This window comes from Streptomyces sp. NBC_00028 (assembly GCF_045041065.1).
In the GTDB taxonomy this organism is placed as follows: domain Bacteria; phylum Actinomycetota; class Actinomycetes; order Streptomycetales; family Streptomycetaceae; genus Streptomyces.
In genome coordinates, this window is the sequence record NZ_CP108294.1 from 22,920 (window position 1) to 47,730 (window position 24,811).

The following is a 24,811-nucleotide window of genomic DNA, read 5'->3' on the forward strand; positions in this document are numbered from 1 at the left end:
GCGGACGTACGGGAACGGGAAGGGGTCCGGGATGAAACCGGTCGAACGTCGGCTGATGCGGGAACTGCCGGTGCTGCGGCGCCACTTGGTGACCTCGACGGCTCTCGCGCTGCTCGGCGCGGGGCTCGTCGTCGGCCAGGTGACCCTGCTGGCGACGGTGCTCGCGGACGGATTCGGCGGGCATACGGTCGCCTTCGGGACCCTGGCCGCGCTGGGTGCCGTGGTCGCGGGACGGGCGCTGCTGGCGTGGGCGCGCGGTGTGCTCGCGCAGCGTGCCGCGTCCGGCGTCAAGCACACCCTGCGCGAGCGGCTCACCGACCGGCTCGGCCGGGCGGCGCCGCTCCGGCTCGCGGCGGGCCGGCACGGGGAGACGGCCACCCTGCTCACCCGTGGCCTCGACACCCTGGACCCGTACGTCACCGGGGCGCTGCCCACGATGGCCGCCGCCGGTGTGGTGCCGGTCGCGGTCGTCGGGTGGCTGTTCGCGACGGACTGGACCTCGGCGCTGATCGTCGTCGTGACCCTGCCGCTGATCCCGGTCTTCGGGGCGCTGGTCGGCATGCACACCGCCCAGCGCACCGCTCGGCAGTGGCGGTTGCTGGCGCGGCTCGGCGGCCACTTCCTGGACGTCGTGGCCGGGTTGCCGACGCTGCGGGCGTTCGGGCGGGCGCACTACCAGGCCGGGCGGGTCGGCGAGATGGCCGACGCGCACCGGCGGGCCACCATGCGGACCCTGCGGGTGGCGTTCCTGTCGTCGTTCGTGCTGGAGACGGTCGCGACCTTGTCGGTGGCGCTGGTCGCGGTGCCGGTCGGGCTGCGGCTGCTGGACGGACACCTGGATCTGCGGACGGCGCTGATCGTGCTGTTCCTGACGCCCGAGGCGTATCTGCCGCTGCGGGCGATGGGGGCCGCGTTCCACGAGAGCGCCGAGGGGGTCACGGTGGCCGAGCAGGTCTTCGCGGTCCTCGACGAGGGTGAGGGCGAGGAGGGCGGGGCGCGGGCGGATGAGCGGATCGCGGTGCCCGAGGTGCGTGCCGTGTCGGTGCGGCTCGACGGGGTCGGCGTCGTCTATCCCGGGCGCGCGACAGCTGCTCTGGACCGGGTCTCGCTGCATGTGCGGCCCGGGGAGCACATCGCCCTGGTCGGGCCCAGCGGGGCGGGAAAGTCCACGCTGCTGGCCCTGTTGCTCGGGTTCACCCGGCCCTCTTCGGGCCGGATCACGGTCGGCGGCATCGACCTGGACCGCCTCGACGCCGACGAGTGGCGCGAGCGGCTGGCGTGGGTGCCGCAGCGGCCGCATCTGTTCGCGGCGTCCGTCGCCGACAACATCCGCCTCGGGCGGCCCGACGCAAGCGAGGCCGAGGTACGGCAGGCCGCACGCGACGCGCACGCCGACACGTTCATCGAGGCGCTGCCCCGCGGCTACGACACCCCGCTCGGCGAGCACGGCGCGGGCCTTTCCGCCGGTCAGCGGCAACGCATCGCGATCGCCCGGGCCTTCCTCAAGGACGCCCCCGTGCTGCTCCTCGACGAACCGACCGCCCACCTCGATCCCGACAGCGAGGCCGCCGTCACCCACGCCACGGTGCGGCTCATGCGCGGGCGCACCGCGATCGTGGTCGCCCACCGCACCAGCCTGCTGCCGTATGCCGACCGGATCGTCACGCTGAGGGGCGGGCGGGTCGACTCGGATGTGGGCACGGTCGTGACCCGGCACGCTCTCAGCGATCTCGTCTCGTCCCAACTGGTGCCCGTAGAAGGGCCGGTGGCCTCATGACCTCGCACGTGGCGGCCGTTGGCCGTACCGACTCCCGCCTGGCGGCCGTCCATTCCCCCGTCCGGCCGTCAGGCGGGTCCTCTCATCCGACGCTGCGTCTTGCGCGCCAACTGCTGCCGTACTGGCGCCGTTTGCTGCCCGCCGGGCTCGCCGCGGCCGGCAGTGAGCTCGCTGCGGCGGCGCTCATGGCCACCGCGTCCTGGCTGATCACGCGGGCCGCCGAGCATCCGCCGCTCGCGTCGGTGAGCCTGGCGATCGTCGCCGTGCGCGCGCTGGCGCTGGGGCGTGGGGCGCTGCGCTACGGCGACCGGCTGCTCGGGCATGACGGGGTGCTGCGGGCTGTCGCCGGGTTCCGGACGCGGGTGTACGAGGCGCTGGTGCCGTTGGCGCCCGCCGGGACGCCTGCCTTTCGCAGGGGGGATCTGCTGACGCGGCTGGTCGATGATGTCGACGCCGCCCAGGATCTGCTGCTGCGGGTGCTGCTGCCGACCGGCGCGGCGGTCGCGGTGGGGATCGCCGCCACGGTGACGGCGTGGATGCTGCTGCCGCAGGCTGGGCTGGTGCTGGGGCTGATGTTGGCGCTGGCTGTGCTGCTGGTGCCGGCCGCGGTGCTCGCCGTGGCTCATCGCACCGGGCGGGAGCAGGCGGTGGTTCGGGCTGAACTCGCCGCGCGCGTGGTCGACTTGACGGAGGGAGCGGCGGATCTCGCCGCGTACGGAGCGCGGGGGCGGGCCGTGGGGCGGGCGCAGGATGCCGCCGCGCGGATCGCGCGGCTGGAGCGGCGGCGTGCGTTGACCACCTCGCTGGCCTCGGCCGTGCTGCTGCTGTTCCAGGGGGCGACGCTGGTCGCGGTGGTGCATGGTGCGCTGCGCGCCCATGCCGACGGGCGGCTGCCCGCCGTACAGCTGACCGTGCTCGCGGTGCTGGCGCTGGTTGCCTTCGAGGCGTTGGAGCCGCTGCCTGCGGCGGCGTTCCGGCTGGCCGAAGTGCGGGTGCGGGCGCGGCGGTTGGCGGAGTTGTTCGACACTCCGGCTCCGGTCGTCGAGCCGGCTGCTCCGGTGTCGCTCGTCGTGGACGGGGCGGTCGGGGTGCGGATCGAGAATGTGACGGTACGTCATGAGGTGGGCGGCGCGGCTGCTCTGGACGGGCTGAGTCTGGAGTTGCCTGCCGGGCGGCGCACGGTGCTGCTCGGTGCGAGTGGGTCGGGGAAGTCGACGCTGATCGCCGCGCTCATGCGGTTCGTGGAGTACGAGGGCGGCAGCGTCCTGGTCGGTGGCCGTGAGTTGCGGGACTGTGCCGGTGACGAGGTGCGGCGCGTGATCACCGGGATGACGCAGGACGCGCATGTCTTCCACGCCTCCATCCACGCCAACCTGCTGCTGGCGCGGCCGGATGCCGAGGACTCAGAGCTGCGGGAGGCGGCGCGGCGGGCGCGGATCCTGGACTGGATCGAGTCGTTGCCCGACGGCTTCGACACCGTGCTCGGACCGGACGGCACGCAGCCCTCCGGCGGTCAGCGGACCCGGTTGCTGCTGGCGCGGGCGCTGCTCGCCGATCCGCCGGTGCTGGTCGTGGACGAACCCACCGAGGGGCTCGACCCTGACACCGCTGCGGCGGTGCTGGCCGACATTCTCGATGCCACGCGGGGGCGTACGACGCTGCTGGTCACCCATGAGCGGGAAGGCTTCGCCGGGGCCGATCAGGTGGTCACGCTCGATGGCGGGCGGGTGCTCGCCTCGCGCTGAGCGGTCCCGCCCTAAAGTGCCGTGCGGTGCCGTCGTTCGGCGGCGGCGCCGTTGCGGCTGGTCACACCGTTCCCCGTGCTCCCCTATGGGCGGCAGCTCGTCGACCCAGGAAGGGAGGCCGTAGGGATGCTCGTGTCGTGGGCGGCAACGGATCTGGAATCGGGACGGTTCTCCGCGAGGGAACGGACCTCCGCCGTGGCGGAGCTGACGGAGCACTTCACCGCGCTGCGCTCGCGCGGCCAGGGGTACCTGGAAGTCAGCCTGCCGGGCGATGAGTTTCCCTGGCTGACCCTGGGCTTCCAAGGTGCTCAAGCAGTCGTCCATCTGTTCAGCGATGCCGAGAAGTCGGCCCTTCTCATCGGTGACGCAACCGCCGCGGCGGATGCCGTCGTGCACGTACCGATCATGGACGACCCGGCTGGATTCAGTGGGGACTACGTCCTCGCCACCGATCATGCGTGGGCCCTCATCCACCGATTCATCCAGACGGGAGAGCCGGGCGAGCTGGGTGAGTGGCACGAGTTGTGAGCACGACCCGACCACCCATCGCGCCACGCACGACGGACGCGGCCTCTGCCCAGCAGAGGCCGCGTCCGTCGTGTGTTGTCAGTTCTTGGTGTTCCACCGGTCGAGTTCGATGTACGCCGGCACCCAGGCCGTGTGGTACGCGGTGCGGACGGGCTCGGGGAGGATGGCGAGCATTCCGTCGATGGTCTCCTGGTCGGCGCCGTCGAGGACCCAGGGGGTCAGGAGGGGGCCGTCGGGGCCGGTCTTGGCGCCGTGGATCCTGCCGTAGTGCTGCCACTGCTCAAGGGTGAGGACCTCCTGGATCAGGGGCAGGGCCTGGTCCTCCTCGTGTTTGAGGTGGCCGGTCAGGTTGGTGGCCAGGGAGTCGACGGCGGCGGCGAGGCGGTCGGCGTCCGCCTCCGGGTCGGCGAGGGCGGCGTCGATGGTCTCGACGAGCGGGTCGATGGAGGCGTGTTCGGCGTCCATCGCGTCCAGCAGGGCCAGGTCGTCAGGGCGGTCGGCCACGGTCTGGCGCAGTACCGGCCACAGCGCCTCGTCCTCGGCGGTGTGGTGGATGTGCAGCGCCTTCTTGAAGATGTCCCAGCCGGCGGCACCGGCGAGGGTGCGCCGCGGGTCGTCGTCGACGCGTGCCGTGATCGTGGCCATGATCTCCAGCTCGCGCCGCAGCGCGTTGTGCATCGCGTACATCAACGACATGTCGAGCCTGTCACCCATGGTCTCTCCCGATCTGTTCCGGTGTCTCGGGCCGGATTCCTCGCATCCGGCCTCGTCCGCCGTGTGCCTCGGCTCCGTGCCGCGCGCGACCGCGCCGATCCGCGGTCTCACCCCCATGACAGTCCGCGGCGCCGAAATGTGACCGGCGGAGACAACGAACGTAGCCGGAAAGTCCGGTAGGGGCGCGTGGGCTGGACTCGGGCGCAAGCGGGGGACGAGCAGCGGGAGTTGGGGCGGCAAGGCGTCGGTGCCCGGCGCCAAGTCGGCGCCAAGTTGATCGGCAGTCATGAACAAGCCATGTCGTTGATGCTGAGGCGCCAGAACAAGATGCAGGGGGCGGGTCATACCGCATCAGTGCGAGTCGGTCCCGGTGCGTCCTGTCGTGAACACCAGTCAGCAAGTCGTGGTTTCGACCGGAGGGAATGAGTCCAAGATGCGGCGTCTCAAAACGAGCAGGATGCTGGTCGCCGGAGTGGCGGCCACAGCAGCGCTCGTCGGCCTGGGAGTCGGACCGTCGGAGCAGGCGGCCGAGGCCGCCACTCAGAAGGCCCGCCCGACCCGCCACCTCACCAGCGACGCGCCGGTCACCGTGGTGGCCAAGGGTCTGAACTCACCGCGGAGCCTGGCCTGGGGCCCGGACGGTGAGCTTCTGGTTACCGAGATGGGGGCCACCCCCACCGCGTGCCAGGGCACCGGCTTCGCCACCAGGTGCTACGGCCAGACCGGTTCGGTCGCGGATGTCTCGTCCGGCACTCCGGTGCGGATCGCGGAGAACCTGCCGACCGCGTTCAACCAGGAAGAGACGATCGGCCCCAACGGCATCACCGTCGACCGCAAGGGCCACATCTACACCTTGCAGGCCGGCTCGCCGGAGCAGGTTCCGGCCGGGCTGGACCCGGAGCTGACCAAGACGCTGAGCAAGCAGTACGGCTCGATCATGGACATCACCGACGGGCAGCGCAAGGTGATCGCCAACCCGGGCACGGTCAACTGGAACTGGACCAAGAACAACCCGGACCTGTCCGACACCTACCCGGCGTCCAACCCGTACGCGCTGACGACGAAGCCGGGTGGCGGTTTCTACCTGGTGGACGCGGGCGCGAACACGCTGAACTCAGTGGACCGCAAGGGCAAGACCAAGGTCCTCGCCTTCGTGCCCGAGACGCCGGGCGGCTCGGACGCCGTCCCGATGTGTGTCGACGTCGGCCCCGACGGTGGCGTGTACATCGGCCAGATCACCGGTCACGGCAACTCGGCCACCGCGGCCAACGTGTACCGGTACTCGCCCAAGACCGGCAAGCTCAAGGTCTGGCAGAGCGGCTTCAGCGCCATCAGCGGCTGTGGCTTCGGTGCCAACGGTGACTTCTATGTGACCCAGTTCGACACGACCGGGTTCCTGCCGACCGGTGACCCGATCGGCAACGTCATCCAGATCAACCACAAGGACAACTCCCGTACCGTCCTGGCGGACGAGAAGCTGTTCGCGCCCACCGGCTTCCTGGCCGGCGCCGACGGCTCCATCTACGTCGCGGACAAGACCATGATGTGGCCGGCCTGCACGGACGCCCCGGCCTGCACCAGCTCCACGGACATCCACGCCACCGGCGACGGACAGATCGTCAAGATCGGCTGACCGTCCGGTCGTCCCGCTCGCGGGCCGGACCGGGCCCTCCAGGGGCAGTCCGGTCCGGCCCGCAGCGCACACAGACCACAGGACCCACCTCGGTCGTGACAGACCGGCAAGGTCCAAGAGATCCACAAGATCCATTGTGTTCGTGATCGAACTCGTGATCGAAGGAGACAACGTGCGTGCTGGCATCTGGTTCATCGGTGCCCGCGGTTCCGTCGCCACCACCAGCGTGATCGGGGCGCTCGCGCTGCGTGCCGGGCTCGCCGACCCGGTGGGCTGCGTGACCGCTCATCCCGCGCTGGACGTGTCGGCGCTGCCAGGCTTCGGCGACCTGGTCTTCGGCGGTCACGACGTGACGACGGTCCCCGTGGCCAAGAAGGCCGAGCAGCTGGCCGCCGCCGGTATCGTGCCGGCCCGTCTGGTGCAGGCCCTGGAGCAGGACCTCGACGCGGTGGAGGCGAACCTGCGGCCCGCCCCGGCCGCCGCCACCCAGGCCGAGGACGCGGCGCTGATCGCCGCCGACCTCAGGGCGTTCGCCGAACGGCACGACCTGGACCGGGTGGTGGTGGTCAACGTGTCCTCCACCGAACCCGCTCCCCCGTCGCACCCCGCGCACTCCGAACTCGCCGCGCTGACCGCCGCGCTCACCGCGCCCGGCAAGGTGCTGCCGCCCAGCTCGCTGTACGCCTACGCGGCGTTCGACACGGGCTGCGCGTTCGTGGACTTCACCCCCTCCACCGGAGCCCGGCTGCCGGCGCTCGCCGAACTCGCGGCGCAGCGCGGCCTGCCGTACGCCGGCCATGACGGCAAGACCGGCGAGACGCTGCTGAAGTCGGTGCTGGCGCCGATGTTCGCGATGCGCAACCTCTCGGTGCGCTCCTGGTCCGGCATCAACCTGCTCGGCGGCGGTGACGGCGCGAGCCTCACCGACCCGCAGGCCAACGCCGCCAAGACGGCCAGCAAGCAGCGGGTGCTGCACGAGACCCTCGGCTACGCGCCCGACGGCGACACCCGCATCGACTACGTCGCCGACATCGGTGACTTCAAGACGGCCTGGGACCTGATCACCTTCGACGGTTTCCTCGGCACCGGCATGTGCCTGCAGTTCACCTGGCAGGGCTGTGACTCGGCGCTCGCGGCGCCGCTCGTCCTGGACCTGGCCCGGATCACCGCCGCCGCGCACGAGGCCGGACACACCGGGCCGCTCACGTCCCTCGCCTACTTCTTCAAGGACCCGCTGGGCGACGTAGATCATGCGCTGCACGCCCAGTGGGAGACGCTGCGCACCTATCTCGCCGGCCTGGGCGGCGGCCGATGACGACATCTCGGGATCTCGTGGAACTGGTCCGCGCGCCCGCCGCGCTGTCGGTGCCCGGCGACGCCGTCGCCGGTGCCGCCGCCGCGGGCGCCCTCGGCCCGCGCACCGCAGGGCTCTCCGCCGCCGCGGTCTGCCTGTACTGGGCGGGGATGGCGGCCAACGACTGGGCGGACCGGGACCTGGACGCGAAGGAGCGGCCCGAGCGGCCGATCCCGTCGGGCCGGGTGAGCGCCAAGGCGGCGCTGGGTGTCGCGGCCGGGCTCAGCGCGGCCGGGCTCGCGCTCGCCGGGCTGGCCGGGGGGCGCAGGGCGCTCACGGTGGCGGTGCCGCTGACCGGTGCGGTGTGGGCGTACGACGTGAAGCTGAAGGGCACCGCCGCGGGGCCGGCCGCCATGGCCGCCTGCCGTGGGCTGGACGTGCTGCTCGGCGCGAGTACCCGCCGGGGCGGCTGGCGGGGCGCGCTCGTGCCCGCGCTCACCGTCGCGGCGCACACCTACACGGTCACCGCGCTCTCGCGCCGTGAGGTGTCCGGCGCCGGCCGGCTGCTACCGGGGGCGACGCTGGCCGCGACGGCAGGGGTCGCGCTCGCCGCCTCGGGGCGGTCGCCGCGACCGGGGCTGGTCGGGTCGCTGGCCGCCTGGTACGCGGCCGGCTACGGCGACGCCCAGGTACGGGCGTTGGCCACACCGGACGCGGGCAGCGTACGGGCCGCGGTCGCGGCCGGGATCACCAATCTGCCGACGTTGCAGGGCGCGCTCGTCGCGCGGTCGGCACGGCCCGGTGCCGCGGCGGTGGTGGCCGCCTGCGCTCCGATCGGCCGGGTCCTGGCGGGGCGGGTGTCGCCGACATGAGCCCTGTGAACTCCCCTATGGACTCCCCCTTGAACTCCCCTGTCACCTCCCCTATGACCTCCTCGGACATACGCTTCGGATACGGGACCAACGGGTTCGCCAACCACCGCCTCGAGGACGCCCTCGCCGTCATCGCCGACCTCGGTTACGAGGGCGTCGCGCTCACCCTCGACCACGACCATCTCGACCCGTTCGCACCGGAACTGCCGCGCCGCGTGGAGGCGTTGGCGGCACGCCTCGACCGGCTCGGGCTCGCCGTCGTCATCGAGACCGGCGCCCGCTATCTGCTCGACCCGCGGCGCAAGCACGCCCCCACCCTTCTCGACGACGAACCCGCGGCCCGGCTCGACTTCCTGCGGCGGGCCGTGGACATCGGGGCGGACCTGGGCGCGGAGGCCGTCTCGTTCTGGGCCGGTGTCCGGCCCTCCCCGGTGTCTCGGGGCCTGGCCTGGGACCGGCTCGTGCGCGGGTGCGCGGAGGTGGTGGAGGCCGCCGACGCGGCGGGCGTACGGCTGGGGTTCGAACCGGAGCCCGGCATGCTGGTGGAGACGCTCGACGACTGGTTCGCGCTGCGCGGCAAGCTGGGCGCGCCGGGCTGCTTCGGGCTGACGCTCGACATCGGGCACTGCCGCTGTGTCGAGCCGCTGCCGGTGGCGGACTGTGTCACCAAGGCCGGTCCGTACCTGGTCAACGTGCAGATCGACGACATGCGGCGGGATGTGCACGAGCATCTGGAGTTCGGCTCCGGCGAGGTCGACTTCCCGGCCGCGCTGCGTGCCCTGGCGGAGACCGGATATCGCGGGCTGACGGCCGTAGAGCTGCCCCGCCACTCCCATGCCGCCCCCGCGGTCGCGCGCACGTCGCTGGCGTTCCTGACGCACGCCCGCGCCGCGGCCGAGTTCCTGAGCGCGACCCGTGTAGCGGAGGAGGTCTCCCTGTGACCGGCCGACATCTCGCAGACGTCATGACGGACGTGGTGAAGGACCGGGTCGCCGACCCGCAGTGGCTGGGTGACGCCCGCTGGCAGGTGGCGCAGAACCCGGACGCGATCACCATGCTGTTCCCCGCCGTGGGCCGGCGGTGCGGCCGGGGCCTCCTCGCCGACGCCGGTCCGGAACTCGCGGACTGGAGCGTCGACGACGCGGCCCGGGTGCTGCTGCTGAGCGTGCTGCCGTTGCGCGGGGCGGCGCTGGCCCGGCAGGTCGCCGCGCTGTACTGGCAGGGGGGCGCGGCGGAGAAGCGGGCGGTGCTGCGCGCGCTGTCGGGGCCGGGTGTCGGGGTCGGTGCGGTGGAGCTGCCGCATCACACAGGCGTCGGGTCCGGTGCGCGGGAGCTGCCGCAGGGCCTCGACATCGGGGCCGCCGCCGTGGAGTTGCTGCACGACGCGATCCGGACCAACGACCCGCGGCTCGTCGCCGCCGCGGTCGGGCCCGCCGCCCGGCGGCTCGATGACGGGATGTGGCGGCAGGCCGTACTCAAGTGCGTGTTCATGGAGATACCGCTGACCGCCGTGGCCGACCTGGACCGGCGGGCCGACGGTGAACTGGCCCGGATGCTGGCCGACCTGGACGACGAGCGGCGGGCCGCCGGACGGTCCCTGCCCGACGACGCGACCGTGCTGCTGGCGCTGATCAGCGACCCGGAGTGGGCGCGGTCCGCCGCACCCGAGGACAACCCGGCCCGGCCCGCACACCAAGGGGGGATCGGCGACACCGCGTCGGCACGGTCCGCAGAGTTCAAGGAGAAGACAGTCTGATGCGCATCTTCGACCCGCACATCCACATGACCTCACGGACCACCGACGACTACGAGAAGATGGCGGCGGCCGGTGTGCGCGCGCTCGTCGAGCCGGCCTTCTGGCTCGGCCAGCCGCGCACGAACGCCGGTTCCTTCACCGACTACTTCGACTCGCTGACCGGCTGGGAGCCGTTCCGCGCGAGCCAGTTCGGCATCCGCCATTACTGCGCCCTCGCGCTGAACCCCAAGGAGGCCAACGACCCGCGCTGCCGTGAGGTGCTCGGTGCGCTGCCGCGCTACCTGGCCAGGGACGGCGTGGTCGCGGTGGGCGAGATCGGCTACGACTCGATGACCCCGGCGGAGGACGAGGTGTTCGCGGCCCAGCTCGCTCTGGCCGTCGTGCACGACCTGCCGGTCCTGGTGCACACCCCGCACCGCGACAAGCAGCGCGGCACCCGGCGCACCCTGGACGTGGTGCGGGAGTCGGGCATCGACCCCGGCCGCGTCGTCGTCGACCACCTCAACGAGGTGACGGTTGCCCAGATCGCCGACAGCGGCTGCTGGATGGGTTTCTCCATCTACCCGGACACCAAGATGTCGCCGGAGCGCATGGCGGTGGTGCTGCGGGAGTGGGGGCCGGACCGGATCCTGGTGAACTCCGCCGCCGACTGGGGGCGCAGCGACCCGCTGCTCACCCGCGCCACCGGGCAGGCGATGCTGGACGCCGGGTTCAGCGAGGACGACGTGGACCGGGTGCTGTGGCGCAACCCCGTCGAGTTCTACGGACAGTCCGGGCGACTGGATCTGTCGGACACGGCGGGTGAGGCGGCCTCCGCGTTCGCCGGGAACTCCATCGTGCGCGGAGGCAGCTGATGCGGCTGGCGCACCGCGACGGGCAGTCGGTCCATCTCGGTTACTGCACCAACGTCCACGCCGGTGAGGAACTGCCGGAGATCGTGCGGCAGTTGGACACCTACGCGGTGCCGGCCCGGCGGAGTCTGGGCGTCGGGCGGCTCGGGGTCGGGCTGTGGCTGGCGGCGCCGGTCGCCGCCCGGCTCGCCGCCGACCCGGCCGCGGTGGAGGGGCTGCGCCGTGAACTCGACGCGCGCGGCCTGGAGGTGGTCACCTGCAACGGCTTTCCCTACGGCGCCTTTCACGCGCCGGTGGTCAAGCACGCGGTGTACCGGCCGGACTGGCTGAGCGACGCGCGGATGACGTACACGCTCGACCTGGCCCGAGTGCTGGCGGGGCTGCTGCCCGACGACGCCGCCCGCGGCTCGGTGTCGACGCTGCCGCTGGCCTGGCGTACGCCGTGGACGGTGGCGGACCAGGCGGTGGCCCAGGGGCGGCTCGACGAGCTCGCGGAACGCCTTGAGGGCGTGCACGCGCGCACCGGGCGGCTGATCCGGGTCGGGTTCGAACCGGAGCCCGGCTGTGTGCTGGAGTCGACCGAGCAGGTGGCCGCGGGGCTGGCCGGCGTCGACACCCGCTACCTCGGGGTGTGCCTGGACCTGGCCCATCTGGCGTGCGGCTGGGAGGAGCCGGAGGACGCGCTGGCGCGGCTGGCCGGTGCGGGGCTGCCGGTGGTGAAGGTGCAGGTGTCCGCCGCGCTCGGTGCGGACCATCCGGAGCAGGCCGCGACGGCCGACGCGCTGCGCGGGTACGCCGAACCCCGGTTCCTGCACCAGACCCGCTCCGCCGCCGGGCACGCGGCCGACGACCTGGGCGAGGCGCTCGACGCCCAGCTGCCCGGGCCGTGGCGGGTGCACTACCACGTACCCCTGCACGCGGCCCCGCAGCCGCCGCTGCACGCCACGCTCGACGTGCTGCGTGACGCGCTGGACGTGCTGGTCGGCGGGGAGCGGGCGCTGTGCGACCACCTGGAGGTGGAGACGTACACCTGGAACGTGCTGCCCGCCGCCCAACGCCCTGTCACCGAAGGCCAGTTGGCCGACGGTATCGCCGCCGAGGTGGCCTTCGCCCGGGACGCACTGCTCGCTCTCGGACTGCGCGAGCAACCTGTTAGGGAGCTGATCCATTGAACGCCCGGCCCACTCCCCTCGTCGTGCTCGACGTCGTCGGGCTCACCCCGCGACTGCTCAGGCACATGCCACGGCTGGCCGCGGTCGCCCGCACGGGCTGGCAGGCCGAACTCGCCCCGGTGCTGCCCGCGGTCACCTGCTCGGTGCAGGCCACGCTGCTCACCGGCGCCCCGCCGAGCGAGCACGGCATCGTCGGCAACGGCTGGTACTTCCGTGACCTCGGCGAAGTCCTGCTGTGGCGCCAGCACAACAAGCTCGTGGGCGGCGACAAGCTGTGGGACGCGGCCCGCCGCCGCCATCCCGGGTACACGGTCGCCAACATCTGCTGGTGGTACGCGATGGGCGCGGACACCGACTGGACGGTGACCCCGCGGCCCGTCTACCACGCCGACGGCCGCAAGGACCCCGACTGCTACACCGACCCGCCCGAGCTGCACGACGAACTCACCACCGCACTGGGCGAGTTCCCGCTGTTCAACTACTGGGGCCCGGGGGCGGGCATGGCGTCGTCGGAGTGGATCTGCCGGGCCGCGCGGCTCGTCATGGAGCGCCACGACCCGGATCTGACCCTGGTGTACGTCCCGCACCTCGACTACGACCTCCAGCGCTTCGGCCCCGACGGGCGCAAGGCGGCGGCCGCCGCGGCCAAGCTGGACGCGGTGCTCGCCCCGCTCCTTGAGGCGGCGCGCCGGCGCGGGGCGACCGTGGTGGCCCTGTCGGAGTACGGCATCACGCGGGCCGCCCGCCCGGTCGACATCAACCGTGCGCTGCGCCGCGAGAACCTGCTGCGCGTGCACACCCAGGCCGGTATGGAGTACCTGGACCCGTGGACGTCACGCGCGTTCGCCGTCGCCGACCACCAGATCGCGCACGTGTACGTCGACGATCCCGAGGATCTGCCGCTGGCGCGCAAGGTGTGTTCCGACCTGCCGGGCGTGGCCGAGGTGCTGGGCGAGGCGGAGAAGGCGGCCTACGGCCTTGACCATGAGCGGGCCGGTGATCTGGTGCTGGTCGCCGAGCCGGACGCCTGGTTCACGTACTACTACTGGCTGGACGACGAGCGCGCCCCGGACTTCGCCCGTCTGGTGGAGATCCATCGCAAGCCCGGGTACGACCCCGCCGAGCTGTTCTTCGACCCCGCGGCGCCCCTCGCCGCGAAGGGCCGGACCGCGGTGGCGCTCGCCCGCAAGAAGATGGGCATGCGCTATCTGATGAGCGCGATCGGCCTGGACGCGGGTGCGGCGGCGGTGAAGGGGACGCACGGCCGGCTGCCGGACAGTCCGCAGGACGGGCCGGTGCTGCTGTGCTCCGATCCGCGGGGTGCGCGCGGGCGGTACGGGGCGACCGAGGTCAAGGAACTGCTGCTGGATCTCGCCGGGTTGGGAGAAACGGCGGACGTGGTGACGCGTAGCGGAGGACGGGCGGGCTGACGTCCTGTCACAGTCTGCCCAGGCAGTCACGGGCCCGAGCCGACCAGGCCCGACGCGTAGGCGAGGCCTACGAGTTGGACGCGGCCTCGGGCCCGTAGCTTGGCGCGGGCGCGGTCGATGTGGGACTTCGCGGTCAGCGGCGTGATCACCATGCGGGCGGCGATCTGGGCGGTGGACAGTCCACGGGCGACCAGGGCGACGGCCTCCCGCTCGCGGTCGGTCAGTTCGGCGAGCAGGGCCGGCCGTGGGGTCGGGGGCAGCGAGCGGGCGACGAGCCGGCCGATCAGCTGGCGGGTGACCGACGGGGCGAGCAGGGCGTCGCCGCGTGCGACGACCCTGAGGGCGTGGGCGAGTTCGGCGGCCGTGGTGTCGTCGACGAGGTATCCGGCGGCGCCGGCCCGCAGCGCCTCGAAGACGTGCCGGTCGCGGCTGTCGCCGGTCAGGATGACGACCCGCACCTGGGCCAGGGCCGGGTCGACGGTGATGCGCCGGGTCACCTCGATGCCGTCGAGGCCGGGCAGGGTCACGTCGGTGAGCACGATGTCGGGGCGCCGCTCGCGGGCCGACCGCAGCGCCTGCCTGCCGTCCTCGGCCTCGGCGATGACCTCGATGTCCGCCTCGGCGTCGAGGACCGCGCGCAGTCGTGCCCGTGGCCCGGGCCGGCCGTCGGCCAGCAGCAGCCGGATCGGGGCGGTGTGGTGTGTCATGTCGGCTCCCCTTTTTCCGTGCGGACCTGTTGGGCCGGTTTTTCCGTGCGGACCTGTTGGACCGGCAGCCAGTGGACGGTGTGGACGCGGTTGTCGGCGATGTCGAGGGCCAGGGCGCCCAGGAGGGTGCCGTGGGGGTCGTGGAAGAGTGCGCCGGGGCCGTCGGCGGGGTCTGTGGGGCGCATCGTGATGCCGACGGACAACAGGGCCGGGACGATCGCCGTGAGCAGCCGGGCCACCCGGTCCGCGCCGGTGATCTCGCGGGGCCAGGGGCGGGTGCCGGTGTCGGTCCGCGCGGTGATGGTGGCGGCGAGCTCACGGCAGGTGACTTCGGGCCGGCCCACGGCCGCCGCGATCCCCGCCATGTCGCAGCCGAGCATCTCGCGCAGCACCAGCACCGCTCGCTCCAGTGACGACAGTCGCTCCAGAAGCAGTACGGCCGCGGTGGACACGTAGTCGGGTGTTTCCGCCCGGGCATCGGGTGTTTCCGGCCCGGCGTCGGGTGTTGGTGCCGGGGGTGTGAACCACGGGTCGGGGTGCGGGGGTTGTCGTGGCCGGGGTGTGCGGGGGGTCTCCCAGGCGGTGTGGGTGGCCTCGAGGGGCCGTACTACCTCGAACTCTTCGTCACGGCTCACGCAGGGCCCCTCCTCGGACTTCGTCTCTCGTCTATGTGACAGGTCGCGGCGGGGGGAGGTGACAGGCCCGTCGGCGGCGGGGGCCGGTCGGTCCCACGGCTGCTCTCCCGTCTCTCCTGCTCCACCAGCACTCCAGGGACCGGAGAGTGCGGCCGGGCATCCTCTGCGGGGTCTCTGATGTCCAACACACGTCACTCCACGGGGAGGGGACATGATCCACCGCAGAACCGTCCTCATGACGGGGGCCGCGCTGACCGGCGCCCTCGGCAGTGCGGGCCTGCTGGTGCCCGCGATGGCCGGCACGGCCGAGGCCAGCGAGCTGGACCCGACCACCGTTCCGCAGTTCGAGCAGGCGATGCCGGTGCCCAAGGTGCTGGAGCCGGTGTGCGACCTGGGCCTGACCAGCTACTACGACATCGCCATGCAGGAGGCGGACGCCGAGATCCTGCCGGGCCGCAAGACCCGTGTGTACACCTTCAACGGCAACTTCCCCGGTCCCGTCATCAAGGCGACCTCCGGGCGGCGGGTCCTGGTCCGGCAGACCAACCGGCTGGGGGTGTCCACCTCGATCCATCTGCACGGCGCGCATGTGCCGGAGAGCAGTGACGGCTCGCCGATGGATCTCATCGCGCCGGGCGGCGACTCGAAGATCTACACGTATCCCAACGCCCAGCCGCACGCGAACCTGTGGTTCCACGACCATGCCCACCATCAGGAGTCGGAGACCGTCTACCGCGGGCTGACCGGCTTCTATCTGCTCACCGACGACGTGGAGAAGAACCTCAACCTGCCGTCGGGGGCGTACGACGTGCCGATCGCGCTGCGCGACGCGCGGTTCGACGACAGCGGCCAACTCGTGTACAGCATGGGCGACTTCATGAAGCGCCAGGTGTTGCTGGCCAACGGCAAGGCGTGGCCGTACTTCGAGGTCGCCGCCCGCAAGTACCGCTTCCGGCTGTTCAACACGGCCAACCTGCGCTTCTACACACTGCAACTGTCCGACGGCTCGTCCTTCCAGCAGATCGGCTCCGACGGCGGGCTGCTGGAGAAGCCGCTGGATGTGACGTCGGTGTCGCTCTCCCCCGGTGAGCGGGCCGACATCGTCATCGACTTCTCCAAGTACGCCGCCGGCACCAAGCTGATCCTGGCCAACACCGGCGGTCTGCTGCCCGGCGAGCCCGTCGACCAGCTCGGCCGGGTGCTGCAGTTCCGGGTCACCGCTCCCGTCACGGACCGCAGCACGGTGCCCGCGACGCTGCGCAAGCTGCCCGCGCTGGGGAGCGCCACGGTCAGCCGTGACTTCGTGCTGAGCATGGACGAGACGGGCGCGACCATGGACGCGTTCATCAACGGCAAGTCGTTCGACATGGACCGGGTCGACACGGAGATCGAGTACGGGGCCACGGAGATCTGGAACGTGCGCAACGCCAATCTCTACACCCCGCACAACTTCCATATGCACCTGGTGCAGTTCCGGGTGCTGGAGCGCAACGGCAAGCCCGTCACGTCCGGGCCGGAGAGCGGACTGAAGGACACGGTGCCGCTGCTGCCCGGGGAGACGGTCAAGTTGCAGGCGACCTTCACCGGCTACGAGGGCACCTACGTGTACCACTGCCACATGTTCGACCACGCGTCGATGGGCATGATGGCGAACTTCCGGGTGCGCAAGCCTTCGCTGCGCCGTAGCTGACGCGCGCCGTAGCTGACGCGCGCCGTAGCTGACGCGCGTCGCGGCTGACACAAGCCGCCGGGAAACGAAAGGAGGGCCGGGGTGACCCGGCCCTCTTTCGTGTTGCTCAGGCGGTGTGTGTCAGGACAGTGCCTTCTCCGGCTCGCCGGCCTCCGGCTCCTCCACCTTCGGCTTGGCGGCCCAGGCGGGTGCCGGGAGCGGGCCGCTGCGCAGGATCAGTCCACCGAGGACGGCGCCGGCGGTGAAGATGGCGGCGCACCACCAGAACACCTGCTGGTAGCCCTCGATCGCGGCGAGGTGGAACACCTCGACGCTGGGCTTGCCCTGCGCGTGGCTGGAGACGTAGTCGCTGGCCGCGCTGGCGGCGATGGTGTTGAGCAGGGCGGTGCCGATGGCGCCGCCGAGCTGGGAGCCGGCGCTGATGGTCGCCGAGGCGACGCCCGCGTCCTGCGGAGCCACACCGGAGGTGCCGGTGTTCAGAGCGGCGGCGTAGATCATGCCCATGCCGAGGCCGATGAGCATGAGCGGGCCGAGGATCGCGGTGGCGTAGTTGGAGTCGGCGCCGATCTGCGTCAGCCAGAGCATCGCGCCGGCGTTGACCAGCATGCCGATGGTGATCAGCGGACGCGGGCCGGACTTCGGCATCACCTTGATGTTGCCGACGTTGCTGGCCACACCGGTGACGATCATCATCGGGAGCAGGGCGAGACCGGACTTGATCGCGGAGTAGCCGAGCTCGGTCTGCAGGTAGTAGATCAGGAAGAGCAGCACACCGAACATGCCGATCCCGACGAGGAGCGAGGTCAGGTAGGCACCACCGCGGTTACGGTCGGTGACGACGCGCGGGGGCAGCAGCGGCTGCTGGGCGCGGGTCTGCCAGGCGGCGAACACGATCAGCAGCACGGCACCGGCGGCGAGGAAGCCCCAGGTCGAGGGGGTGTCCCAGGAGTGCGTGGCCGCGTTGGAGAAGCCGTACACCAGGCCGAAGAGACCGGCGGAGACCAGGATGACACCGGGGATGTCCAGGCTGGCCTTGGCGCGGGGCTGGCGCGGGACCAGGCGGCCGCCGACGATCAGGCAGAACGCGGCGAACACCAGGTTGACGTACATGCACCAGCGCCAGTTCAGGCCGGAGGTGAGCGCGCCGCCGATCAGCAGACCCAGACCGCCGCCGCTGGCCGCGACCGCGCTGAAGGCGCCGAAAGCCTTGCCGCGCTCCTTGGGGTCGGTGAACGTGGTGGCCAGCATCGACAGGGTGGTGGGCGCGAGCAGTGCGGCGAAGACACCCTGGGCCGCGCGGGCGGTCACCAGCATCCCGAAGCTGTTGGCCGCGCCGCCGACCGCGGAGGCCGCGGCGAACCCGACCAGGCCGACGAGGAAGGTCTCCCTGCGGCCGATGAGGTCAGAGAGCTTTCCGCCGATCAGCAGCAGCGTGCCGTAGCACAGGGCGTACGACGTGACGATCCACTGCTTGTCCGCGTCCGAGAAGTCGAGGGCCTCCTGCGCCGACGGCAGAGCCAGGTTCATCACCGTCATGTCGAGGGTGAGCATGAGGTAGGCGACACAGATGACGGCGAGAACCATCCACCGCCGTGAGTCCCTTGCCGCAGGCACGGCACTGGTTGTGGACATGGTCTGTTCTCCTCGTTGTTTTTTGGGTCGGACTCAAGGCCTCGTCCCTTTGACAGGTCCCGGCGGAGGAATGTGACGGGCTGCCGTCACCGATTTCCCGGCGGAACCTTCGGGGCTAGGTCCTGTCGGCTGTCCCGTGGTTCATGAGCTGGGACAACACCTGTGTCAGCACGGCCGCCGGATGGTCGGCCGCGTCCATGGAGCGCCACGCCACGTGGTTGTCGGGGCGTACCAGGACGGCGCCGTCTTCGGTGATCTCCCGTACGTCGGCCCAGCTGTCGCCGGTGTACTCGGCGCCGGCTCCGATGCGGGCGACGGTGAGGGGGATCGAGAACTTCTCGGCGACCTGCTCGGCCGCCTCGGCCCAGCCGGCGCCGGTGGGGCCGGTGAGGAGGGCGAAGCCGCCCGCGGCGCCGACCAGGTCATGGGTGGACAGCCGTCGGCCGTCGCGCTCCAGCCAGGCGTGCGGCAGCCGGTGCCCGGGGCGGGTGGTGGGGTGGTACTCGGTGCCCATGGGCGAGCCGGCCGGCGCCTGGGTGCCGTCGGGGACGAGGGCGCCTTCCTCGTAGACGTAACCGATCTCCAGGTCGTGGGCCTGGCACTCGGCGCGGTGGGTGGCGAAGAGCTCCGCCGCCCTGGCCCGCCTGACCTCGCCGACCTCGGACTGCTCGAAGTAGCCGGCGAACGCGGCGGAGCGGCGCTCGGGCGGTACGTGCGGGCCGAGGCCGAGGGCGGCCTCCGTCATGACGCGGTGGTGGAACCAGGCGGCCAGGCCCCAGTCGACGTTGCGCTTGCCGACCGGGCGCCGCTCGCTCTCGTAGGTGTCGAGGAGTCCGTCGTCGGCCTGGCCGGAGAGGACGGCGGCGAGCTTCCAGGCGAGGTTGTGGACGTCCTGGATGCCACCGTTGAGGCCGAGGCCGGTGGTGGGCGGCTGGCGGTGGGCGGCGTCGCCGACGATGAGGACGCGGCCGGACCGGTAGCGGTCGGCGAGCACGCCCTCCACCGTCCACTGCGACACCTTGTGCACGGTCAGTTCGAGGTCGGGCAGGCCCAACACCTCGCGGATGCGGGCGGCGACCGCCTCGGGGTCGGCGCGGTCGGCGTCGCCCAGAAGGAAGGAGGTCAGGCCCCATTCCTCGCACTGCCGGCCCCAGTTGGGGCCCATCTCCAGCAGGGTGAAGTTGCGGTCGGCCCGCTCGGGGTTGATGAACCAGGTCATCAGGGTGCCGTCGTGCCACCACTTGGACAGGTCGGCGGAGAAGTAGGCGGTGGAGACATCGGCCATCTTCACCGTCCCCTGCATCTGGACGCCGAGCTGAGGGCCGAGGGTGCGGCCGCCGTCGGCGGCGATGACGTACCGGGCGACGACCCGGGTGGTCTCGCCGGTGGCGAGGTCACGGATCTCGGCGACGGCGTGGTCGTCCTCCTCGGTGAAGGAGACCAGTTCGTGGGAGAAGAGCACCCCGCCGGGGTTACGTTCCTCGGCCTGCCGGCGCAGGATCGGCTCCAGCCTCAACTGGGGCAGTTTGAACGGCAGTACGGGGCCGTCGGCGGCGTACACCTCGGTCAGCGCGCCACCGCCGAAGGCGTCCATCTCATGGATGATCCGGCGGTCCAGGGGGCCCTCGCCGGTGAGGGTGGTCTGCCAGCGCACCCGGCCGAAGCGGTCGGTGGTGGAGGCGCGTTCGACAACGTCGTCGTAGAGGCCGTGCTGGCGGAAGATCTCCATCGTGCGCTGGTTGATGTAGTGCGCCTTCGGCAGGATCGACGTGTCCGCGTGCCGTTCCACGAGCAGGTGCCGCACACCGTGGTCCGACAGGAAGACGGAGGCGGACAGGCCGCAGCCGCCTCCGCCCACGATCAGAACCGGAACCTCGGTAGCCTCCATATTCGGCCTTCCATCAGATGAGGGCCCACACGCGCGGCGGGCCGTCGTGGATTACGGGTGAACAGGCATGACGACGCACTTCGGCCAGTGCTGCGGCATCCAGCATCGGGTGAGGTGGTTGGGGCCGACTAGGGAGCCGGTTGGCGCCCACTTGGCGCCGCCCATGGACCCGCGCTGACCTCGAAGAACACCGGAATCGGTCGAACGTGCTCGCCCTGCGTCGAACGTGGTGCCGTATGCGCTCACCCGTCCGGGGGACTCGGGCCGGGAAACGGCCTTCGGCTGTCACATTCGGCGGGGCCCGGCTGTCGTCATGGTGAGGCGGACGAACACACCGTCCGGGAATTCCGGTAATCAGAAAGAGGAAAGCGATGAATGACTTCCAGGCCATCGCGGACCGGGTCGAAATCGAGGCGCTGCGCGGTGAGTTCACCGATGCCGTGATGATGCGCGACTACGACCGGGTGGCGACGCTCTTCACGGAGGACGGGGCACTGCGGATGCCCAACATCCCGATCGAGCTGGAGGGGCCGGAGGAGATCCGGGCGTGGGGCAGGCGGGTGCCGAAGGTCGTGGACTTCCTGGTGCAGAACACGCACCCGGGTCTGATCGTGCTCGACGGCGACACCGCTTCCGGCCGCGCCTACATGTCGGAGGTGGGGCGTGGTTTCGACGGCCGGGGCGGCCTCAACTACGCCATCTACCACGACCGTTACCAGCGCACCGGGGACGGCTGGAAGTTCACCGAGCGGCGCTACGAGGTCCGTTACGAGGACTCCTCGCCGCTGGCCGGCTCCCCGCCCCGCCGGACCGCGGAGGCGTGAGCGCCGCGCGCGCTGTCGCGGTTGGGTCGGGTCTTCGGAGCGTCGGCCGCTGATGACGCGGGTGAGCGGGCGTGGTCCGTGCGGCTGCCAGGTGGACGAAGCGGTGGCATGGGCCGCTGCCGGGCGGCGCCTTGGGGCGGCGGGGAGGGCTGGGGCGCGGGCCGCGGCCGCGGGGTGGTCCGCGATGCGCGGACTACAGCTCCGCCAGCAAGGACGAGCGGAAGAAGTCGGGCCCGGGCAGGTGAGCGGACGTCCTCCCTGCGGCTGCCAGGCGGAGGAGTGGTGGCATCGGCCGCTGCCGGGCGCCTTGGGGCGGCGGGGAGGGCTGGGGCGCGGGCCGCGGCCGCGGGGTGGTCCGCGATGCGCGGACTACAGCTCCGCCAGCAGGGACGAGCGGAAGAAGTCGGGCCTGGGCAGGTGGTCGCGGTGGGTCGGCGGGCGGCGGACGGGCCGGCGGTCGGGGACCTCAGGGGGGCGCCGGGTCGCGGCGGTGGGGCGGGGGGCCGGGTGCCAGTCGAGGGACGCGCACTGGGTGAGGATCTGCTGCTCCAGTCGGCGCAGGGCCGGGCGCGGGTCGATGCCCAGTTCGTCCGCCAGGCGGCGCTGGTTGGTGCGGAGCACGGCCAGGGCGTCGGCCTGGCGGCCCGCCCGGTAGAGGGCGAGGCCCAGGAGTTCGCAGCCGTACTCCCGTAGCGGGTGGTCCTGGACGAACGCCTCCAGCTCGGCCACCGCGATCTCGTGGGCGCCGACGGCGAGCAGGGCCGCGCACCGGCCCTCGACCACCGACAGGCGCAGCTCTTCGAGGCGGGCCACGTCGGGGCGGACGTAGGCGGTGTCGGCGACCTCGGCGTACGCCTGGCCGCGCCACAGGGCCAGCGCCGCCTCGAACTCGTGGACCGCGCTGCGCGCGTCGCCCCGGTCCAGGGCCTGCCAGCCGGCGACGGAGCGTTCGCCGAACCAGTGCACGTCGACCTCCACGACCCGGGTGTCGAGGAGGTAGCCGCGGCCGTAGGTGCGCAGGACCGTCGGCGGGGTGCGGGGGGCACGGTCGGGTTCCAGGACGCGGCGCAGGTTGGCGACGTAGGCCTGGAGGGAGGAGACCGCGGACGGCGGCGGCTGGCCGGACCACAGTTCCTCGACGATGGTGTCGACGGCCACCGGCCGGCCCACCTTGCCCACGAGCAGCGCCAGCAGGGCGCGCTGCTTGGGGGCGCCGAGGTCGACGAGCCGGCCGCCGACGAAGGCCTCGATGGGGCCGAGGGCGTGGAACTCGGCCAGGGGGCGCGGGGGTGCGGGGGTGCTTGCTCCGCGGGCGCTGACGACTTCTATTTCCGCCAGTTCCTGGTCGGCCACGACCGTGAATTCGGAGTCGGATTCGAGCTCTCTGGCCACGTACACGCGCAGTTCCTCGTTGGTGCGGCGCAGTTCCTGGATCTCGCGTTCCAGCGCCGCTATGCGCCACGCATTCGCATTGGTCGTGTCGTCAGCCACTCGTGAACTCGCCCCCACTCTCGATCGGGCAGGCAATGCTTCGGCCATTGTGCGTGCCCCATGGCGTCGAGGGTCTGTTCGACCAGTCAGCGCCAATCGATCCTCCAGCGTGGTTCAAGGTCGATGGCCGACGCTGAGGCGCGGACGGATCGTCAGGATCGACGCGTGGAGGTATGAATGTCCGGAGCCGCTGATGTCGAGCGCGTGTACGCGGCCATGGAGGAGGCGGCTGGACTGCTGGGCGTGACCTGCGCACGCGAGAAGATCTACCCGCTGCTGACCGAGTTCCAGGACACCCTCACCGACGGTGTCGTCGTCTTCTCCATGGCGAGCGGACGTCGTTCCACGGAACTGGACTTCAGCATCTCGGTGCCGACCAGCCAGGGCGACCCGTACGCCACCGTGGTGGACAAGGGGCTGTTCCCGGCGACCGGTCACCCCGTGGACGATCTGCTGGCCGACACCCAGAAGCATCTGCCGGTGTCGATGTTCGCCATCGACGGCGAGGTCACCGGTGGCTTCAAGAAGACGTACGCGTTCTTCCCGACCGACGACATGCCCGGGGTCGCGCAGCTGAGCGCCATCCCCTCGATGCCGGCGTCCGTGGCTCAGAACGCGGAGCTGTTCGCCCGCTACGGGCTGGACAAGGTCCAGATGACGTCGATGGACTACAAGAAGCGCCAGGTCAACCTGTACTTCAGTGAGCTGAGCCAGCAGACGCTGGCGCCGGAGTCGGTGCTGGCCCTGGTGCGTGAGCTGGGTCTGCATGTGCCGACCGAGCTGGGGCTGGAGTTCTGCAAGCGCTCGTTCTCGGTCTATCCCACGCTCAACTGGGACACCGGCAAGATCGACCGGCTGTGCTTCGCGGTGATCTCCACCGACCCGACGCTGGTGCCGTCCGAGGACGAGCGCGACATCGAGCAGTTCCGTGACTACGGCACGAAGGCGCCGTACGCGTATGTCGGCGAGAAGCGCACTCTCGTGTACGGGCTGACGCTGTCGCCCACGGAGGAGTACTACAAGCTCGGCGCGTACTACCACATCACCGATATCCAGCGGCGGCTGCTGAAGGCGTTCGACGCGCTGGAGGACTGAGGTTCCGCAGACACGGAAGAAGGGGCGGCCCATACGGGCCGCCCCTTCTTCGTGCTCAGTTCAGGATGATGATGTCCAGGCCGGTCAGGTCGGCGCGGATGTCGATGTTGGTGATCAGGCCCTCGGCGATGTCGAAGCGGAACACGGCGTGTGCCACGCCGTCGCGGACGTAGGCGAGGCCCGCGGAGCCGTCGATGAGAGCGGGCACCGGCGCCCAGGAGAGCTTGGAGAAGGCGCGGGTGACGGCGTCGGAGCCGCGCATCTCCTCGGTCAGCCCGGCACCCGTGGCCAGGCCGATGCCGGTGGCCATGCCCATCTGCACGGCCGCGTGGTCGGCGCGGACCACGATGTCCGGGGCGAGGATGGCCAGCAGCGCCTCGAAGTCGCCCTCGCGGGACGCGGTGAGGAAGGCGTGCACGAAGTCGGCCTTGCCGGCCTGGGAGGCTTCGCCGGCCGGGTTTCCCGCCGGGGCGGGCGGGGTCTTCGCGGCCGTGTCCAGGCCCCTGTCCATGTCCACGGCCTCCGGCTTGAGGCCCTGGCGCTGGAAGCGGCGGCGGGCCCGGCTGGCCAGCTGGCGGGCGGCGGCCGGGGTGCGGTCGACGATCGGGGCGATCTCCTCGAAGGGCACCGCGAACATGTCGTGGAGGACGAACGCCAGCCGCTCGGCGGGCGTGAGGGTGTCGAGGATGAGGAACATCGCGGCCCCGACCGACTCGGCGAGCAGCGCCTCCTGCTCGGGGTCGACCGACTCCGCCTCCCGGCGGTGGGCGTGGTCGGTCTCGGGGGCGTCCACGAGGTCCTCGCGGCGCGACTTGCGGGACTGGAGCATGTTCAGCGAGACCCGGGCCACGATGGTGGTGAGCCAGCCGCTCATGTTCTCCACCTCGCTGGCGTCCGAGCGGGTCACCCGCAGCCAGGCTTCCTGGACGGCGTCGTCGGCCTCCGCCATGGATCCGAGCACCCGGTAGGCCACCGCGCGCAGCCGGGGGCGGTCGGTCTCGAATCGGGCGGCCAGCCATTCGTTTTCGTTCATCAGGTCGCTTCCTCCCAGCAGAGCCTCGCCTGTGTGACAGGCCG

21 protein-coding genes are annotated in these 24,811 nt (G+C 71.6%); 14 read left to right on the forward strand and 7 right to left on the reverse strand.

The genetic code is table 11. The annotated features are described in order from the left end of the window. Positions 1-31 precede the first annotated feature (31 nt). The 3 genes from cydD (at position 32) to OG885_RS44315 (ending at position 4,050) form a co-directional block, all read left to right on the forward strand. Positions 32-1,777, forward strand: a complete 1,746-nt coding sequence (gene cydD, locus OG885_RS44305; RefSeq protein WP_331728845.1) for a thiol reductant ABC exporter subunit CydD — start codon at positions 32-34, stop codon at positions 1,775-1,777. Continuing rightward, the gene (gene cydC / locus OG885_RS44310; protein ID WP_331728847.1) at positions 1,774-3,522 is read left to right on the forward strand and encodes a thiol reductant ABC exporter subunit CydC; all 1,749 of its coding nucleotides are present in this window, start codon (positions 1,774-1,776) and stop codon (positions 3,520-3,522) included. Before cydD ends, cydC begins: the two co-directional genes overlap by 4 nt. A 195-nt stretch (positions 3,523-3,717) precedes the next feature. Continuing rightward, on the forward strand, positions 3,718-4,050 hold the full coding sequence (locus OG885_RS44315; RefSeq protein WP_405743255.1) for a hypothetical protein: 333 nt from the start codon (positions 3,718-3,720) through the stop codon (positions 4,048-4,050). Between the two features lie 78 nt (positions 4,051-4,128). On the opposite strand, the gene OG885_RS44320 is transcribed toward OG885_RS44315, so the two are convergent. After that, positions 4,129-4,764: a hemerythrin domain-containing protein gene (locus OG885_RS44320; protein WP_331728851.1), complete on the reverse strand. Its 636-nt coding sequence runs from the start codon at positions 4,762-4,764 to the stop codon at positions 4,129-4,131. Positions 4,765-5,197: 433 nt separating this feature from the next. Here OG885_RS44320 and OG885_RS44325 point away from each other — a divergent pair, with 433 nt between their 5' ends. From OG885_RS44325 to OG885_RS44360, 8 genes are all read left to right on the forward strand, one after another. After that, positions 5,198-6,397, forward strand: coding sequence for a ScyD/ScyE family protein (locus OG885_RS44325; RefSeq protein ID WP_331728853.1), 1,200 nt, complete (start codon positions 5,198-5,200; stop codon positions 6,395-6,397). 172 nt (positions 6,398-6,569) lie between these two features. After that, a complete protein-coding gene (locus OG885_RS44330; RefSeq protein ID WP_331729510.1) occupies positions 6,570-7,712 on the forward strand; it encodes an inositol-3-phosphate synthase in 1,143 nt (380 codons plus the stop codon). Further along, positions 7,709-8,563: an SCO3242 family prenyltransferase gene (locus tag OG885_RS44335; protein WP_331728855.1), complete on the forward strand. Its 855-nt coding sequence runs from the start codon at positions 7,709-7,711 to the stop codon at positions 8,561-8,563. The genes OG885_RS44330 and OG885_RS44335 overlap by 4 nt, the downstream gene beginning before the upstream one ends. Before the next feature lie 17 nt (positions 8,564-8,580). Further along, entirely contained in the window at positions 8,581-9,504 is a 924-nt protein-coding gene (locus OG885_RS44340) for a sugar phosphate isomerase/epimerase family protein (RefSeq protein ID WP_405743258.1), read from the forward strand. Next, a complete protein-coding gene (locus OG885_RS44345) occupies positions 9,501-10,319 on the forward strand; it encodes an EboA domain-containing protein (protein WP_405743260.1) in 819 nt (272 codons plus the stop codon). The genes OG885_RS44340 and OG885_RS44345 overlap by 4 nt, the downstream gene beginning before the upstream one ends. Beyond that, on the forward strand, positions 10,319-11,173 hold the full coding sequence (locus OG885_RS44350) for a TatD family hydrolase (RefSeq protein ID WP_331728861.1): 855 nt from the start codon (positions 10,319-10,321) through the stop codon (positions 11,171-11,173). Before OG885_RS44345 ends, OG885_RS44350 begins: the two co-directional genes overlap by 1 nt. Beyond that, positions 11,173-12,342, forward strand: coding sequence for a metabolite traffic protein EboE (gene eboE, locus OG885_RS44355; protein WP_331728864.1), 1,170 nt, complete (start codon positions 11,173-11,175; stop codon positions 12,340-12,342). The genes OG885_RS44350 and eboE overlap by 1 nt, the downstream gene beginning before the upstream one ends. After that, a complete protein-coding gene (locus tag OG885_RS44360) occupies positions 12,339-13,772 on the forward strand; it encodes a nucleotide pyrophosphatase/phosphodiesterase family protein (RefSeq protein WP_331728867.1) in 1,434 nt (477 codons plus the stop codon). The genes eboE and OG885_RS44360 overlap by 4 nt, the downstream gene beginning before the upstream one ends. A gap of 26 nt (positions 13,773-13,798) precedes the next feature. On the opposite strand, the gene OG885_RS44365 is transcribed toward OG885_RS44360, so the two are convergent. Together OG885_RS44365 and OG885_RS44370 are read right to left on the reverse strand one after the other, a co-directional pair. Then, entirely contained in the window at positions 13,799-14,479 is a 681-nt protein-coding gene (locus OG885_RS44365; RefSeq protein ID WP_331728870.1) for a response regulator transcription factor, read from the reverse strand. Continuing rightward, on the reverse strand, positions 14,476-15,114 hold the full coding sequence (locus OG885_RS44370) for a hypothetical protein (protein WP_405743263.1): 639 nt from the start codon (positions 15,112-15,114) through the stop codon (positions 14,476-14,478). The genes OG885_RS44365 and OG885_RS44370 overlap by 4 nt, the downstream gene beginning before the upstream one ends. Before the next feature lie 211 nt (positions 15,115-15,325). Here OG885_RS44370 and OG885_RS44375 point away from each other — a divergent pair, with 211 nt between their 5' ends. After that, positions 15,326-16,804, forward strand: coding sequence for a multicopper oxidase domain-containing protein (locus OG885_RS44375; RefSeq protein ID WP_331728876.1), 1,479 nt, complete (start codon positions 15,326-15,328; stop codon positions 16,802-16,804). A gap of 120 nt (positions 16,805-16,924) precedes the next feature. Here OG885_RS44375 and OG885_RS44380 read toward each other — a convergent pair whose 3' ends face one another. After that, entirely contained in the window at positions 16,925-18,436 is a 1,512-nt protein-coding gene (locus OG885_RS44380; RefSeq protein ID WP_405743265.1) for an MFS transporter, read from the reverse strand. A 115-nt stretch (positions 18,437-18,551) separates the two neighbouring features. Beyond that, positions 18,552-20,324 (reverse strand): FAD-dependent monooxygenase, encoded by a 1,773-nt coding sequence (locus tag OG885_RS44385; protein ID WP_331728882.1) that lies wholly within the window; start codon positions 20,322-20,324, stop codon positions 18,552-18,554. Positions 20,325-20,695: 371 nt separating this feature from the next. Between OG885_RS44385 and OG885_RS44390 the strand changes: the two genes are divergently transcribed. Continuing rightward, positions 20,696-21,148: a nuclear transport factor 2 family protein gene (locus tag OG885_RS44390; protein WP_331728885.1), complete on the forward strand. Its 453-nt coding sequence runs from the start codon at positions 20,696-20,698 to the stop codon at positions 21,146-21,148. Between the two features lie 369 nt (positions 21,149-21,517). On the opposite strand, the gene OG885_RS44395 is transcribed toward OG885_RS44390, so the two are convergent. Then, entirely contained in the window at positions 21,518-22,639 is a 1,122-nt protein-coding gene (locus tag OG885_RS44395) for an AfsR/SARP family transcriptional regulator (RefSeq protein ID WP_331728887.1), read from the reverse strand. 177 nt (positions 22,640-22,816) lie between these two features. Between OG885_RS44395 and OG885_RS44400 the strand changes: the two genes are divergently transcribed. After that, complete coding sequence (locus tag OG885_RS44400) at positions 22,817-23,734, forward strand: aromatic prenyltransferase (RefSeq protein WP_331728890.1); 918 nt, start codon at positions 22,817-22,819, stop codon at positions 23,732-23,734. Positions 23,735-23,789: 55 nt separating this feature from the next. Here OG885_RS44400 and OG885_RS44405 read toward each other — a convergent pair whose 3' ends face one another. After that, positions 23,790-24,767: a sigma-70 family RNA polymerase sigma factor gene (locus OG885_RS44405; protein ID WP_331728893.1), complete on the reverse strand. Its 978-nt coding sequence runs from the start codon at positions 24,765-24,767 to the stop codon at positions 23,790-23,792. Positions 24,768-24,811: the final 44 nt, after the last annotated feature.